Raw genomic sequence first — 15378 nt, forward strand, 5'->3', positions numbered from 1 at the left:
ATGGCGGGCATGTCATTGCCCGCCTCCGCTGCCGCGCCCGCCTCGGCCAACCCCGCCTGCGTCATCAACTGCGTCCACTACGATGACGAGGGCAAACGCCACGACATCACCCTGGACGCCATCAGCGATGTCATTGCCGGTGGCAATGGCTTCGTCTGGGTCGGCCTGTACGACCCCAATGACGATGTGCTGTTGAAATTGCAGGAAGAGTTCTGCCTGCACGACCTGGCCATCGAGGATGCGCGCAATGCGCACCAGCGGCCCAAGGTCGAGACCTACGGCAATTCGATGTTCGTGGTGGTGACGACCGCGCAGATGGTCGACGAGCGCATCCAGTACGGCGAAACCCACGCCTTCCTCGGCCCGCGTTTCCTGGTGACGGTGCGCCATGGCGCTTCGCTGTCCTACGCCCCGGTACGCGCGCGGGTCGAGCGCGAGCCCCAGCTGCTGAAAATGGGCCCGTCGTACTGCCTGTATGCGGTGACCGACTTCGTGGTCGACAACTACCTGCCCATCGTGCACCGCTTCCGCGACACCCTGGACCTGCTCGAAAAGGACATCTTCGCCGACACCTACAAGCGCAGCACCGTGGTGCGGCTGTACGAGCTCAAGCGCGAACTGAACAAGATGCGCATGGCGGTGGCGCCGCTGCAGGACGTGCTGGCACAGCTGCGTCGCTATCAGGGCGAACTGATCCCCGACGAGGTGAAGCTGTACATCCGCGACGTGCACGACCACGCGGTACGCATCAGCGATGTGATCGACACCCTTCGCGAGATGCTGGGCACCGCACTGAGCGTGAACCTGTCGCTGGTGACGCTGGCGCAGGGCGAGACGGTCAAGCGGCTGGGTGCATGGGCGGCGCTGCTGGCGGCGCCGACGCTGATCACCAGCTGGTACGGCATGAACTTCAGCCACATGCCCGAGCTGAGCGAACCGTGGTCCTACCCGCTGATGATCGTTGGCGTGGGCGGCGTGTGCGTGGGGCTGTACCGGCTGTTCAAGCGCGCCAAGTGGCTGTAGATCGTATCGACCAACGGTCGATACCCACCAGACCGGTAGGCCACGACCGTTGGTCGTGGCGCATTGCATGATCCATCAAGCCACGTAGACGGTCTTGATGTTCATGAACTCATGGATGCCATGGTCGGCCAGTTCGCGACCGAAACCGGACTGCTTGCTGCCACCGAACGGCAACCGCGCATCGCTCTTGACGATGGCGTTGACGAACGCGGCGCCGCATTCCATCCGCTGGGCAAAGCCTTCGCCGCGCACCGCGTCGCGCGTCCACACGCTGCCGCCCAGGCCGAAACGAGTGTCGTTGGCCACGCGCAGCGCCTCAGCTTCATCCTTGACCCGGATCACCGCCGCCACCGGCCCGAACAGTTCCTCATCGTAGGCCGGCATGCCAGGACCCACCTGGTCGAGCACGGTGGCTGGATAGCCGGCATGCGTGCCGGCAATCGGCTCGCCACCGATCAGCACGCGCGCGCCCTTGGCGACGCTGGCCTGCACCTGCTTGTGTAGTTCGTCGCGCAGGTCGGCGCGCGCCATCGGCGCCAGCGTGGTGCCGCGCTCGTCAGGGTCGCCATACTGGCGCTCGCCCGCCGCTTCCACGAAGCGACGGGTGAATTCATCGGCCACCGCATCGACCACGATGAAGCGCTTGGCCGCGATGCAGGTCTGGCCGCTGTTGTCGAAGCGTGACTTCACTGCCGCGGCCACGGTCTTGTCGAGGTCGGCATCATCGAGCACCACGAAGGCATCGCTGCCGCCGAGCTCCATCACCGACTTCTTCAGCTGGCTGCCGGCATTGGAAGCGATCGAGCGCCCTGCCCGCTCGCTGCCGGTCAGCGTCACCGCCTTCACCCGCGCGTCGCGCAGCACCTCGGCGGCCTGGTCGTTGTCGATGTGCAGTACATCGAACACGCCATCGGGCAGGCCGCCGTCACGGCACACCGCCAGGATCAGGTCGGCGCACTGCGGCACGTTGCTGGCGTGCTTGAGCAGGGCGACGTTGCCGGCCATGAACGCCGGGGCCAGGAAACGGAATACCTGCCAGATCGGGAAATTCCACGGCATCACCGCGAATACGCAGCCGATCGGCTCATAGCGCACATAGCTGCGCTGGGCTTCGGTGTCGATCAGCTGCGGCTTCAGGTAGTCGGCCGCGTGGTCGGCGTAGTACTCGCAGGCGGCAGCGCACTTGTCGACCTCGGCCAGCGCCTCGGCCTTGAGCTTGCCCATCTCGTGGGTCATCGCCTGCTGCAGGTCATCGCGACGGGCGCGCAGCTGCGCGGCGATCTGGCGCAGGATGGCGCCGCGGTCCTGGAGCGAGTGATCAGCCCAGCCGGGGAAGGCATCGGCAGCGGCCTGCAGGCGCTGCTCGATGTCGGCTGCACCCATCAGTTCATGGCGGTAGGTCACCTGGCCGGTGGCCGGGTTGATGATCTCGACGGTCATGGGGGATCTCCATCTGGAAGACCCCCATTGTGCGCCGCCGGCCGTGAGCCGGGTGTTGCCGGATCAGCCGTTGTCCTGCCGCGCCAGCTGCAGATCGCGCTGGCGCCGCTTCTCCGCACGCGCATTGATGTACCAGCCGATCACAGCAGCGATCGACACCGCCGACACCAGCAGCGTGGCCAGTGCGTTGATCTTCGGGCTGATGCCCATGCGCACCGAAGCGAACACCTTCATCGGCAGCGTGGTCGAGCCCGGCGTGGCGACGAAGCTGGCCACGACCACGTCATCCAGCGACAGGGTGAAGGCCAGCAGCCAGCCCGCCACCAGCGCCGGCGCGATGATCGGCAGGGTGATGCGGCCGAACACGGTCAGCCGGCTGGCACCCAGATCCATCGCCGCTTCTTCCAGCGACAGGTCCATTTCCTGCAGGCGCGAGGACACCACCACGGTGACGAAGCACAGGGTGAAGGTGACGTGCGCGATCCAGATCGTGGTCAGGCCGCGTGCGGGAAAACCGGGAATCGCGCCCATCGAGGCCAGCAGCGCCATCAGCGAGAAGCCCAGGATCACATCCGGCATCACCAGCGGTGCGGTCACCAGTGCACCGAACAGTGGCTTGCCACGGAAGCGCTTGAAGCGGGTCATCACCATCGCCGCCAGCGTGCCCAGCACGGTAGCCGTGCAGGCGGTCCAGAACGCGACCACCAGGCTGGTCCACATCGCATCCATCAGCGCGCGGTCGGCGAACAGGTCACTGTAGGCGCGGGTGGAGAACCCGGCCCAGACCATCGCCAGCCGCGAGCTGTTGAACGAATAGAACATCAACAGCAGGATCGGCAGGTACAGGAAAGCGAAGCCGAGCAGCAGCACGCCCAGCCCCAGGCCCTTGGCGGTACGCGGGCTCATGCCTGCTTCCCTTCCAGCAGGCGCTGCTGGGAACGGTTGAACAGCAGGATCGGGACCAGCAGCAACAGGATCATTGCCACCGCCATCGCCGAGGCGCCCGGCCAGTTACGGTTGTTGAAGAACTCGTTCCACAGCTGGCGGCCGACCATCAGCGTCTCCGAGCCGCCCAGCATTTCCGGGATCACGAATTCACCGATCGCCGGAATCATCACCAGCATGCAGCCAGCGATGATGCCCGCCCTCGACAACGGCAGGGTGATGCGCAGGAACGCCTGCCACGGCTTGGCACCCAGGTCGTAGGCCGCTTCCAGCAGCCGGTGGTCATGCTTGACCAGGTTGGCGTACAACGGCAGCACCATGAACGGCAGGTAGCAGTAGACGATGCCGATGTAGGCGGCAGTCGGCGTATCGATCAGCTGCAGCTTGGGCAGGCCGAGGCTGGTCATCAGCGACTGCAGGCCGGTGAACTGCAGGAACTGGTCGAGCAGGCCGTTGCGGTCCAGGATCGCCTTCCACGCGTACACGCGGATCAGGAACGAGGTCCACGACGGCAACACCACCAGCATCATCGCCACGTTGCGTGCGGCCGGTGACAGGCGGGCGATGGCATAGGCCATCGGGTAGCCGATCAGCAGGGTCAGGAAGGTGGAGATCGCCGCGATCTTGATCGAGCTCAGGAAGGCCTGCGCATAGATCGAATCGCGGAACAGCGCCAGGTAGTTTTCCAGGTTCAGCTTCAGCGAGAAGCCGCCATCCACGTACTGCAGCAGCCAGGTGTACGGCGGCGAGCCGACCCGGCTGAGCGAGAAGCTGATCATCAGCACGATCAGGAACGGCACTGCGAAGAACAGCAGCAGCCACAGGTACGGAATGCCGATCACCGTGGCACGCAGCCCCGGCAGCCAGCGCTTCAGGCCGGCCGTGCTCATGAGGTCAGCACCACGCCGTCGTTGTCGCGCCAGTGCACCCACACACTGTCGCCCCAGGTCAGGCCATCGCTGGCCCAGCGCTGCGAGTTGGCGAAGTTGGCCAGTACCTTGGCGCCGCTGGGCAGGCGCACGTGGTAGACCGAATGGCTGCCGAAGTAGGCGATGTCCTCGATCACACCCTGGGCCTTGTTGGTGTGCCCTTCCGGCTCGTCCTTGCCGATCATCACCTTCTCCGGGCGCAGCGCGAACGCGACCGGCTGCCCTTCATAGCCGGTGATGCCATGGGCGATGTAGATCGGCGCCGGGAACAGCGGCGAGCGCACGGTGACGTACTCGGGCAGGTCCTCGTCGATCACCCCGTCGAACAGGTTGACCGAACCGATGAACTCGGCGACAAAGCGGTTGGCCGGCTGCTCGTAGACCTCGTCCGGCTTGCCGACCTGCTGGATCCAGCCGGCATCCATCACCGCGATGCGGGTGGCCATGGTCATCGCTTCTTCCTGGTCGTGGGTGACCATCACGCAGGTCACCCCCGACGATTCGATGATGCTGACCAGTTCCAGCTGCATCTGCGAGCGCAGCTTCTTGTCCAGCGCGCCCATCGGCTCGTCCAGCAGCAGCAGCTTCGGCCCCTTGGCCAGCGACCGCGCCAGCGCCACGCGCTGCTGCTGGCCGCCGGAGAGCTGGTGCGGCTTGCGCTTGCCCAGGTGGCCCATCTGCACCAGATCGAGCATCTCGCCGACGCGCTTGCTGATCGCGTCCTTGCCCAAGCCATCCTGTTTCAGGCCGAAGGCGATGTTCTGCTCGACCGTCATGTGCGGGAACAGGGCGTAGGACTGGAACATCATGTTGACCGGCCGCTGGTACGGCGGCAGCGCGTCCAGGCGCTGGCCATCGAGGGTGATGCTGCCTTTGGTGGGCGTCTCGAAGCCGCCGAGGCAGCGCAGCAGGGTCGATTTGCCACTGCCGGAGCCACCGAGCAGGGCGAAGATCTCGCCCTTGCGCACGTCCAGATTGACGTCGTCGACGGCGACGAAACCGTCGAATTCCTTGCGCAAATCACGAATGGAGAGATAGCCGGGCGCACCGGTCGTGTCGACGACGGCGGCTACCGGCTGGGCTTCAACGGGCATGGGGGCTCCGGGAGCGGGCGGTGGACAGCGGCCGCCATTCTACCGGCCGGGGGCCGCAGGGGATATGACGGCAGCAGGTGGAACCGGCCGGTGAGCGGCCTCGGGGCCTCGAGGGGTGTCGGTTTTCCCCCGCCATGCTGGCCTGTCCGCCGGAAGGCTCGGGCTCTCTTCGACGCCCGGGCGGCCGTCCCGACCAGACACCACGGGCGGCAGCCCGATCTGCAACATTTTTCAGAACGGGATCCGTTGAAAGCCAAGGACATTCCCCGCGCAATGCCTCGGATCAAGGCCTTGCATGGACCCACACTGGTGATTCCCCCGGACAGCCCCTCCCCCTCCCCCTTCCCGCCCCGCCTGCCGGGCTCCCTGCCCGCAAGGCTGCCACTGGTCATCATCGGCGCCGGCCAGGCCGGGTTGTCGCTCAGCGCGCTCCTGCAGGAGGCCGGCGTCGAGCATCGCGTGCTGGAGGCCGAAACCGTGGGCGCCAGCTGGCAACGGCGCTGGGAGTCGTTCCAGACCAACACCGCCAACGCGACGATGGCCCTGCACGGTCATGCCTATGCCGGCGATGACCCGGAAGGCTTCATGGGGGCCCCGGAGGTGATCCGGCACCTCCGCGAGTATGCCCACGAGCGCTCCTTGCCGATCAACGAGGGATGCGTGGTCCAACGGGTCGGGCCCGAGTCCAGTGGCTATGCCATCGACAGCAGCCAGGGGCCGATCCGTGCCCGCGCAGTGGTGGTCGCCACCGGTGAATACCGTCGCGCGCGGATGCCCCGGGTGCCCTTCGCGCCCGCACCAGGCCTCACCGTGCTGCACTCCAGCGACTACCGCAGTCCCGGCCTGCTACCCGAGGGCGCGGTGTTGGTTATCGGCGGCGGCCAGTCCGGCGCGCAGATCGCCCAGGACCTGCGCGACAGCGGTCGCAGCGTGTACTGGTCACTGGCCCAGCGTCACTCGCACACCCGCCGGCTGCGCGGGAAGGACTCGATGACCTGGTGGGACATGGCCGGGCGCATCCACCAGCATGTGAGTGAAGCGGCCGCCGTACTGGCCGGAGAACCGGATGCGCTGCGCAGGGCCCGCACCGCGGAGTTTCCGCTGATCTCGGGCAAGGGAAGCGGCGGCCGGGGCAGCTCGATCAGCCTGCTGGCGATGCACCGCGCAGGTATCAGGTTGCTGGGCCGGTTGCAGGAATTCAGTGGAAACACCGCCCGCTTTGCCGATGTCCGCCCGCAGCTGCGCACCGCGATCGAGGCCACTCGGGCCGAGTATGCCTATCTCGATTCGCTGGCCAGCGCGTACTACGCCACGCGGCCCGAACCGCGCACCGACGATGCCCGTTACATTCCCGAAGAGGTCTATCTGCACTGGGAGCCGGAACCGTCGCCATGCGCGCTGGATCTGCAGGCCGCAGGCATTCGTTCGGTGGTGCTGGCCACCGGCTTCGTCGCCGAATGGCCCTGGCTCGACGTGCAGGGCGCGCTGGATGCACACGGCTATCCGCTTGGCGACTTCGGCGTTTCCCCGCAGCCGGGGCTGTTCTTCATCGGCATGCACAACCTGCAGCGGATGAGTTCATCGTTCCTGTGCAACGGCGGCCGTGATGCACGCGACCTGCTGCCGGCCATCCTGCGGCACCTGGGCCGAAGCGGGAGTACCGGTTCCGGCGCAGGGCAAGGGAGCCGCCGGGCATGACCCGACGGCGCCAGACCGGCTTAACGGCCGGTCTTCACCTCGGTCCACAACCGGGTGTAGAGCTTGTCGGTCTCCGGCGTGTTGATCGAGTACGTGAACATCTTCTCGGCCACATCGGCCGGCGGGTAGATGGTCGGGTCGGTACGGATCGCCTCATCCACCAGCGGGGTCGCAGTCGGCACCGGGTTGGCGTAGTGGATGAAGTTGGTGTTGGCCGCGGCAACCTTCGGCTGCAGCAGATAGTTGATGAACGCGTACGCGGCTTCCGGGTGCTTGGCATCCTTCGGGATCGCCAGCATGTCGAACCACTGCGGAGCGCCTTCCTTCGGGATCGAGTAGGCCACGTGCACGCCATTACTGGCTTCCTCGGCGCGGTCGCGGGCCTGGATGATGTCACCCGACCAGCCGACCACCAGGCAGGTACCACCGTTGGCCAGCGAACCCACGTACTGCGAGGAGTGGAAATTCTGCACGTACGGGCGGATCGACTTCAGCAGGTCGGCCGCCTTCTGCAGCTCGGCCGGGTCACCGCTGTGCGGGTCCAGGCCCAGGTAATGCAGCGCGATCGGAATCATGTCCGCCGGCGTGTCCAGGATGGTCACGCCGCAGTCCTTCATCTTGCTGATGTTCTCCGGCTTGAACACCAGGTCCCAGCTGTTGGCGATGTCGGTGCTGCCGCCGAAGCGCTGCTTCAGCATGTCCACGTTGTAGCCGATGCCGGTCGTACCGATCATGTACGGCACGCCGTACTGGTTGCCCGGGTCCTGGGTGGCGATGCGCTTCATCACCGCCGGATCGAGGTTGGCCAAGTTCGGGATCTTGCTCTTGTCCAGCGGCAGGAACACGCCGGCCTGGATCTGGCGGCCGAAGAAGTTCAGCGTCGGCACCACCACGTCGTAGCCACTGTTGCCGGCCAGCAGCTTGGTCTCGACCATCTCATCACTGTCGAACACATCGTAGGTCACCTTGATGCCGCTCTCCTTCTCGAAGGTCGGGATGGTGTCCTCGGCGATGTAATCGCTGTAGTTGTAGACGTTCAGGACCTGGCTGTCCTGCGCGCCGCCGTTGCCACCGCTGCAGGCGGCGAGCATGGCGGAGGCCAGGCCGAGCGTGAGGATACGCAGCTTCATCGGGTGCTCCAGAATGCGGAAAGGGGGGCCGGCGGGGCCGGCAACGGGTGCCAGCCTACCCCCCGGCGGCGGATTTTTCTATTCCAGATGCTCAGACGTTCAGCAGCAGGAACTCGCGCTCCCACGAGCTGATGACGCGGAAGAAGGTCTCGTATTCCTTGCGCTTGACCGAGATGTAGGCGCGGCAGAAGCGCTCGCCCAGCAGCGCCTGCAGCTCGCTGCACTGCTCCAGCCCGTCCAGCGCTTCGCCCAGCGAGCGCGGCAGGTTGTAGCCCAGTTCCTTGGCACTGCCGGTGACCGGTGCGTCCGGTGCCAGCCGCTCACGGATGCCCAGCAGGCCGCAGGCCAGGGTCGCGGCCATCGCCAGGTAGGGGTTGGCGTCGGAGCCGGCGAAGCGGCTTTCCACGCGCATGTTCTCAGGCGTGTCCAGCGGCACGCGCAGCCCGCAGGTGCGGTTGTCATAGCCCCAGTGCACGTTGCTCGGCGAGACCTCGCCGAACACCAGTCGCCGATAGGAATTCACATTCGGCGCGAAGAACGCCATTGCCTGCGGCACGTACTTCTGCAGGCCGCCCAGGTAGTGGCCGAACACCGGGCTGAACTCGCCTTCGGCATGGGTCTCGCCGGCGAACACATTGCTGCCATCGCTCACCCGCACCAGGCTCTGGTGGATGTGCATGGCGCTGCCCGGCTCGTTCTCCATCGGCTTGGCCAGGAAGGTGGCATACACCCCGTGGCGCATCGCTGCCTCGCGCATGGTGCGCTTGAACAGGAACACCTGGTCGGCCAGGTCCATCGCATTGGCGTGGGTGAAGTTCACCTCCAGCTGCGCTGCGCCGGATTCGTGGATCAGCGTGTCCACGTCCAGCTTCATCGCATCGGCGTAGTCGTACATCAGGTCGAGGATCGGGTCGAATTCGTTGACCGCGTCGATCGAGTACGACTGCCGCGCGGTTTCCGGGCGCCCGGAGCGGCCGGCCGGTGGCAGCAGCGGGAAGTCCGGGTCGGTGTTCTTCTGCACCAGGAAGAACTCCAGCTCCGGCGCCACCACCGGGCGCAGGCCCAGCTCGGCGTAGGCTGCCAGCACGCGGCGCAACACATTGCGCGGTGCCAGTTCGTGTGGCTCACCGTTCTTCGTGTAGCAATCGTGGATGACCTGCGCGGTGGCATCGGCCGCCCACGGCACCATGCGCACCGTGTCCGGATCGGGGCGCAGCATCATGTCCGAGTCCGACGGCGAGGTCAGCTCGTAGTAGTCATCAGGGAACTCGCCGGTGACGGTGGTAGCGAAGATGCCTTCGGGCAGCCGCGTACCGTAGTCGTGCGAGAACTTGTCGGCGGGAATGATCTTGCCGCGCGCGTTGCCGGTGATGTCCGGCACCAGGCACTCGACCTCGGTGATGCGCCGTTCCTTCAGCCAGCGCAGCAGGCTGCTTTCCTGCGGTGCGGGGGGCGTGGCCGTCTTGCGCGGGCGCGTTCGGGAACTCATCGGGAATCCAGTCGGTTCTGTTGGTGCTGCCGGCAAGCTTGGCCGAACGCACGGAAAATAGCGTGATAGAACGGCGCCTGCATGACACGCCACTCCGGGTGCCACTGTACGCCGAGCACGAAACGATGGCGCAGGCTGCGCGCCGCCTCGACCAGTCCATCATCAGCCACGGCCTCGACCTGCAGGCCCTGCGAGAGGCGGGCAATGCCCTGCCCGTGCACCGAATTGACCTGCGCCCGGTCACTGCCGTGCCACTGCGCCAGCCAGCCATCGGCAACCAGGGTAACCGCGTGGGCCGGTCCGTACTGCACCTCCACCGGCGCCTGCGGGTCTTCGCGATGGTCAGCAAGGCCCGGCACCGCATGCACCTGCGGATGCAGGCTGCCACCCAGCGCGACGTTCAGTTCCTGGAAGCCGCGGCAGATCGCCAGTACTGGCAGGTCCAGCGCCAGCGCCTCGCGCAGCAGTGCGAAGGCATTGGCATCACGCGCCGGGTCATGCGGATTGCCCGGCCAGCTGCGGCCGCCCTCGTAGTGCTGCGGTTCGATGTTGCTGACCGCACCGGTCAGCAGCAGGCCATCGAGCCCCTGCAGCCAGTCGCCAGCCGGCAAAGGAGGCTGCAGGCTCGGCAGTACCACCGGGGTCACTTCGGCGGCCTCGGCCAGCGCGCGCACGTACTTCTCGCCGGCCACCGCGAAGCGGTGATGGCCGAGCACGGTACTGTCGGTGGGCAGGCCCACCCAGGGCAGGCGGCGCATGGAAAAACTCCTTGACGTGCCGACACGTTACCCGTCGCCCGGCGAAGGCGGCAAGTCGGTGCCGTCACACCACAGCCCTCACGCATCGGCGAAACTACTTGGGTGAATGCTGATCGTCCTCCCCCGCTCTCCTCTCCCGCACTGCGCCCGCGAGGCCTGCGGTGAGTGCCGCGTTCCCGCCAAGCTGGTATGCCGCCAGCCTGCCCGAACCACCCGCGCTGCCCCCGCTGCAGGGCGAGGTTCAGGCCGATGTCGCAGTGCTTGGTGCGGGCTACACCGGCCTGACCGCGGCCCTGGAACTGGCCTCACGTGGCCAGCGCGTGGTGGTGCTGGAGGCGCAGCGGATCGGTTGGGGCGCGTCCGGCCGCAATGGTGGCCAGGCGCTGGTCGGCTATGGCTGCGAGGTGGACGAACTGGAGCGTCAGCTCGGTCGTGATGATGCGCGCCACCTGTTCGACTGGTCACGCGACGCGGTGCAGGCGATGCGCGCACGCATCGATCGCCACGGCATTGACTGTCATTGGGTGGAAGGCCACGCCAGCGTCGCCATCCGCGAACGCCATGAACGCGACCTTCAGGCCAACTGCGAGCATCTGCAACGCCACTACGACTACCCCATGCAGTGGTGGGACCATGATGCCCTGCGCGCACAGCTGGACAGCCCACGCTACCGCGCCGCGATGTTCGATCCACTCAGCGCGCATCTGCAGCCCCTGGCCTATGCCCGCGGACTGGCCGATGCGGCGCGTGCGGCCGGCGCGGTGATCCATGAGAACTCCGCAGTGACCCGCGTGCAGCGCGGACCGCAGCCTACCCTGCATACCGCGCAGGGAAGCGTGCGCGCTGCGCATCTGGTGGTGGCCGGCAACGCCTGGTTGCAGGGCCTGCTGCCCGAGCTGGAACGGCGGATCATGCCGGTCGGCACCTATATCGGCGCCAGCGCTCCGCTGGGTGCCGAGCGCGCCCGTGCCCTGATCGGCAACAACATGGCCGTGGCCGACACCGCCTGGGCACTGGATTACTTCCGTCTCAGCCACGACCATCGCCTGCTGTTTGGTGGCCGTGCCAGCTATTCAGCACTGCCCCCACCCGGCCTGCGCGGGGTGATGCAGCGGCGCATGCACCAGGTGTTCCCGCAGCTGGCCGACGTGCCACTGGAGCAGGTCTGGGGCGGTTATGTGGACATTACCCGCAACCGCGCCCCGCATTGGGGCCGGCTGGACGGCAACCTGTACTTCGCGCAGGGGTTCTCCGGCCATGGGGTGGCCGCCGCCGGGCTGGCCGGCGAGGTGATCGCCGCCGCCATTGCAGGCCAGAGTGAGCGCCTGGACGTGTTCCAGCGCCTGCGGCATGCCCCCTTCCCTGGTGGCCGGCTGCTGCGCACGCCACTGCTGGTGGCGGCGATGTCGTGGTACAAGCTGCGGGATGCGTTGTGGTAGCGGGACCCTCCCCAGCCACATAATCGGTGCAGGAGCTGGGGAGCACGTGGATGCAGTGGTGGAAAGACGGCCTGCTGGTGAGGATACGGGTCAGCCCCGAGGGGCTGGCGCTGGCACTCGTCTATGCCCTCGCCTGCTGGGGTGCGCGCAAGCTGTCACTGGACCAGTTCTTCCTGCCTGCCGGCGTACGGGTGGCCGCATTGCTGTTGTGCCCGCCCCGTCTTTGGCCCTACCTGCTGATTGGTGAATACGCCTACTTTGCGCATCTGCGCATCCCCCTGATCAGCAAATACAACTTGACCTGGGTGATCCTGGCCTCGGTGTTCCTGATGCCTGCCGTGATGCTGATCGTGCGCCTGCACCGGAAGCTGCTTGCGCGCACCACGATCCTCGGCGTGATCTCAATTGCGGTATGCGCCGCGACGGTCATCAGTCTGCTCAACCTGGGCATCTCGTACCTGATCTGGGAACCGTTGCATGAAGAGACATTTCTCACCAACGTGCTGCGCTATGCGCTGGGCGACTTCACCGGCATCCTGATCCTGGCGCCTCTGGCACTGCTGTGGATCCGCCGCGCCGAGGAACAATGGACGATCCGGTCTGTTGCGGCCACCGTCGGAGCCCTCGGAGCCATGCTGGTCATTGGCCTGCAGGCGACGCCGGTACCTGCCTCGATCACCGCCCCTGGCTCGCTGCAGTTGTTGTTGATCCTGCCTATTCCCGCGATCGCTCTGACATGCCTGCTGGGATGGCGCGGTGCGGCCATCGGTGTCGCCGCCGTTAACATGATTCTTGGCCTCAGCACCCCCGCCGACCATCCGACGGCATTCGACCCGGCTACCTTCGCCACCCAGCAGGCCATGGCCATCGCCAGCATCGCCCTGCTGTTGCTCGGCGCGCGCATCACCCACTTCCAGAACCAGCACCGGTTGCGCGAGGAAGATGGCAGAGCGGCCCTGCAGCTTGCTCGGAATTCACATCTGGCCAGCGAGATGGACCTGCGTGAGCGCGCGGCCCATCTGCGCCAGCTGGGCGATGGCATGGACCTGTCGCTGAACGAAATGGTGAACTGGCTGCATGCGCAGGGTCATCACGCCGTGGCCGACAGCCTGCGGCATACCTCGGAGGTGCATTCACGCCTGTTCCGGGCCCAGGCCAGCATGATCTATCCCGCCGCCCTGGAACGGCTGGGCTTGTACGTGGCCTTGCAGGCGGGTGGAGTGCGTGAGGCATGGAACGCCACGCATCGAATCGGGCAACCCAGGTTGATGGGTGATCCCTGCCCACTGGGGGTTGGCCTGCAGCTTGCGGCATACCGACTTGTGGTGGATGCGGTATCACTCCTGCTGAAGTGCGAATCCGGACAGATTTCGGTCCGTATCCGCTGTGGGAAATTCAGGGGGAGACTTGGCGTGTTCATCTGCGTGGCCCTGCTGGACCAGCACGAGGCATTGGGAAGCCGAACCAAGGAACTGGCAAACGAGCAATTTCTTGGCCGGGTCATTGCCCACGGTGGCCACATGGACATTATTGGCAACAGGCTCCGCATGGTATTGCTGGAAGCACAGGAAGATCTCCCCCACACAGCTCGTTCCACCTTGTTTCAGGCAACCACTCGCCCAATCGACCCAAACGACCCACAGGCAGCAATCTGATACTGCAAAAAAACGAGACATTGATCACTTCTCGAAAGTGATGTTTGTTGGCGCGCCCATTAGACCGATCAATGCTCGTCGATACCTCACGATTGCGCACTGTTGCTTCTGCCGATACTGTCGCCCCATGGGGCGTCCAATCATCGATGGGCCTGCTGCCATGTATCGAGCAAGGGAGGCTTGGGATTGAATTGGTGGAAAAAAGGAATTGATCTGAGTTTTCGGGTACGGCCGCATGGACTGGCCATCGCTGCGCTTTATGCCGTGATGTGCTGGGGAGCCCGACAGATCTCTCTTGACCAGTTCTACTTGCCTGCGGGCATCCGGGTAGCGGCGCTGCTGCTATGCCCCCCTCGCCTCTGGCCCTACTTGCTCCTTGGCGAGTATGCGTACTTCGCTCAGTTGCGATACCCGCTAATAGAAAAATACGGACTGGCTTGGGTAATCCTGGGGTCGGCCTTCCTGATGCCTGCCGTCGCGCTGGTAGTTGGAGCACACCGCAAGGCCAGAACAGCGGCTTCGGAAGGATGGCTGCTATCGATCGCCGTATCTGCCGCACTGGTCGCCACAGCATTGAAACTGGGGCTCGCTCATCTGCTGTCGGAAAGCCCTTCCAGTATTCCATTGGCCACAAGGGCAATGCGATTTGTCCTCGGTGACTACATAGCAATTCTCACAGTGGCGCCGATCACCCTGTTGTGGACAAGGCGGAACCTAGCTTCCGAGTCGCGATTCTGGCGCTCTTCACCGACACTTACGTCCCTCGCATTGATGCTTGGTCTTGGGCTGTTCACAGCGTTTGCCCCTGGCCTATCCGACACCAGCAAGACAACCCTGCAGCTGGCGATGACCTTGCCGGCAATCGTGCTGACCTGCGTTCACGGCTGGCAGGGCGCGGCAATCGGCGTTCCGCTCCTGAACATTCTCATCGCAATGACGACTCCAACATCGGGACTTCCCGGCTCATTCGATGAACGAACCTTCATGACACAACAGCTAGTTGCCGTCGCGGGAACGGCACTATTGGCACTGGGATCCCGGATCTCACAGCACTATCACCAGCGTGTGCGGAGGGATTTGGACGGCAGCCAGACCGCCAAGCTCTCCCGCACTGCACACATGGCCGGAGAGATGGATCTCAGGGAGCGCGCTTTGGATCTCAGAAGGATTGCCAACGGTATCGAGGCTTCCCTCAATCAGACTGCCGACCTGCTGAAAATGCACGGACATGACTCGCCTGCCATGGACCTTCTGACTACGTCCAATGCGCATTCACGCCAGTTCCGCGAACTGACCAGCTTGGTGTATCCAACTGAAGTCGAGCAGGTTGGGCTGTATCTGGCCCTTCAGGTCAGTGGCATCCGTGAAAGCTGGGATCAGACGCATCGCATCGTGCCTCCGCGTCTAGCCGGAGATCCCTGTCAGTTAAGCATTGCGCTGCAGCTCGCAGCCTACCGCACGCTTACAGAGGCCGTGGCTCTGCTCCTCAAAAATGAACAGGGGCAAATTCAGATTAGCGCGCGTTCTGGCAGGCTGCGCGACCAGCAGGGAATCCTGCTCAGCGTTGCCCTGCTTGATCGCGATCGTCAATTGATGCTCGAAACAACAAAGCTGGCGGTAGAGCGCTTGAGCTCGCGTGCAGTTGCCTATGGAGGTCGCGTGGATTGCTCTGGAAATCGAGTTCGTGTACTGCTGCTGGAGCCTGCCACCGGCGTTTCACATGGCAGCACTCACGCCGCTTGGATCGCCCGCACTGACATTGCATAGAGAATCGGCAC

General features: G+C 65.2%; 12 protein-coding genes. 5 read left to right on the top strand and 7 right to left on the bottom strand.

Features of this window, described 5'->3' with window-relative positions; all coding sequences use genetic code 11:
• Positions 1-1023 carry a magnesium and cobalt transport protein CorA gene (locus RI032_RS02035; RefSeq protein WP_019337144.1) on the top strand — a complete coding sequence of 341 codons (1023 nt, stop codon included), beginning with the start codon at positions 1-3 and terminating at the stop codon, positions 1021-1023.
• Between the two features lie 75 nt (positions 1024-1098).
• On the opposite strand, the gene RI032_RS02040 is transcribed toward RI032_RS02035, so the two are convergent.
• The 4 genes from RI032_RS02040 to RI032_RS02055 form a co-directional block, all read right to left on the bottom strand.
• The gene (locus tag RI032_RS02040) at positions 1099-2463 is read right to left on the bottom strand and encodes an NAD-dependent succinate-semialdehyde dehydrogenase (protein ID WP_019337143.1); all 1365 of its coding nucleotides are present in this window, start codon (positions 2461-2463) and stop codon (positions 1099-1101) included.
• 63 nt (positions 2464-2526) lie between these two features.
• A complete protein-coding gene (locus RI032_RS02045; protein ID WP_004151945.1) occupies positions 2527-3369 on the bottom strand; it encodes an ABC transporter permease subunit in 843 nt (280 codons plus the stop codon).
• Positions 3366-4298, bottom strand: a complete 933-nt coding sequence (locus RI032_RS02050; RefSeq protein WP_322547782.1) for an ABC transporter permease subunit — start codon at positions 4296-4298, stop codon at positions 3366-3368. Before RI032_RS02050 ends, RI032_RS02045 begins: the two co-directional genes overlap by 4 nt.
• Positions 4295-5431, bottom strand: coding sequence for an ABC transporter ATP-binding protein (locus tag RI032_RS02055; protein WP_010486163.1), 1137 nt, complete (start codon positions 5429-5431; stop codon positions 4295-4297). The genes RI032_RS02050 and RI032_RS02055 overlap by 4 nt, the downstream gene beginning before the upstream one ends.
• Before the next feature lie 273 nt (positions 5432-5704).
• Between RI032_RS02055 and RI032_RS02060 the strand changes: the two genes are divergently transcribed.
• Positions 5705-7129: a flavin-containing monooxygenase gene (locus RI032_RS02060; protein WP_322547783.1), complete on the top strand. Its 1425-nt coding sequence runs from the start codon at positions 5705-5707 to the stop codon at positions 7127-7129.
• Between the two features lie 20 nt (positions 7130-7149).
• Here RI032_RS02060 and RI032_RS02065 read toward each other — a convergent pair whose 3' ends face one another.
• The 3 genes from RI032_RS02065 to RI032_RS02075 form a co-directional block, all read right to left on the bottom strand.
• Positions 7150-8259, bottom strand: a complete 1110-nt coding sequence (locus RI032_RS02065; RefSeq protein ID WP_010486170.1) for a polyamine ABC transporter substrate-binding protein — start codon at positions 8257-8259, stop codon at positions 7150-7152.
• A 91-nt stretch (positions 8260-8350) separates the two neighbouring features.
• The gene (locus RI032_RS02070; RefSeq protein ID WP_197654437.1) at positions 8351-9748 is read right to left on the bottom strand and encodes a glutamine synthetase family protein; all 1398 of its coding nucleotides are present in this window, start codon (positions 9746-9748) and stop codon (positions 8351-8353) included.
• Positions 9745-10506, bottom strand: coding sequence for a gamma-glutamyl-gamma-aminobutyrate hydrolase family protein (locus RI032_RS02075; protein ID WP_313216960.1), 762 nt, complete (start codon positions 10504-10506; stop codon positions 9745-9747). Before RI032_RS02075 ends, RI032_RS02070 begins: the two co-directional genes overlap by 4 nt.
• Positions 10507-10667: 161 nt before the next feature.
• Between RI032_RS02075 and RI032_RS02080 the strand changes: the two genes are divergently transcribed.
• The 3 genes from RI032_RS02080 (at position 10668) to RI032_RS02090 (ending at position 15367) form a co-directional block, all read left to right on the top strand.
• On the top strand, positions 10668-11945 hold the full coding sequence (locus RI032_RS02080; protein WP_425603824.1) for an NAD(P)/FAD-dependent oxidoreductase: 1278 nt from the start codon (positions 10668-10670) through the stop codon (positions 11943-11945).
• Positions 11946-11995: 50 nt separating this feature from the next.
• Positions 11996-13600: an MASE1 domain-containing protein gene (locus RI032_RS02085; RefSeq protein ID WP_312250462.1), complete on the top strand. Its 1605-nt coding sequence runs from the start codon at positions 11996-11998 to the stop codon at positions 13598-13600.
• Between the two features lie 186 nt (positions 13601-13786).
• Entirely contained in the window at positions 13787-15367 is a 1581-nt protein-coding gene (locus tag RI032_RS02090; RefSeq protein WP_322547784.1) for an MASE1 domain-containing protein, read from the top strand.
• Positions 15368-15378 lie beyond the last annotated feature (11 nt).

The sequence above is a fragment of the Stenotrophomonas geniculata genome (assembly GCF_034508895.1).
Lineage (GTDB): Bacteria > Pseudomonadota > Gammaproteobacteria > Xanthomonadales > Xanthomonadaceae > Stenotrophomonas > Stenotrophomonas geniculata.

Coding starts and splice junctions, on each gene's coding strand:
- RI032_RS02035 (WP_019337144.1), top strand. CDS start 1: ATGGCGGGCATGTCATTGCCCGCCTCCGCTGCCGCGCCCGCCTCGGCC.
- RI032_RS02040 (WP_019337143.1), bottom strand. CDS start 2,463: ATGACCGTCGAGATCATCAACCCGGCCACCGGCCAGGTGACCTACCGC.
- RI032_RS02045 (WP_004151945.1), bottom strand. CDS start 3,369: ATGAGCCCGCGTACCGCCAAGGGCCTGGGGCTGGGCGTGCTGCTGCTC.
- RI032_RS02050 (WP_322547782.1), bottom strand. CDS start 4,298: ATGAGCACGGCCGGCCTGAAGCGCTGGCTGCCGGGGCTGCGTGCCACG.
- RI032_RS02055 (WP_010486163.1), bottom strand. CDS start 5,431: ATGCCCGTTGAAGCCCAGCCGGTAGCCGCCGTCGTCGACACGACCGGT.
- RI032_RS02060 (WP_322547783.1), top strand. CDS start 5,705: ATGCCTCGGATCAAGGCCTTGCATGGACCCACACTGGTGATTCCCCCG.
- RI032_RS02065 (WP_010486170.1), bottom strand. CDS start 8,259: ATGAAGCTGCGTATCCTCACGCTCGGCCTGGCCTCCGCCATGCTCGCC.
- RI032_RS02070 (WP_197654437.1), bottom strand. CDS start 9,748: ATGAGTTCCCGAACGCGCCCGCGCAAGACGGCCACGCCCCCCGCACCG.
- RI032_RS02075 (WP_313216960.1), bottom strand. CDS start 10,506: ATGCGCCGCCTGCCCTGGGTGGGCCTGCCCACCGACAGTACCGTGCTC.
- RI032_RS02085 (WP_312250462.1), top strand. CDS start 11,996: ATGCAGTGGTGGAAAGACGGCCTGCTGGTGAGGATACGGGTCAGCCCC.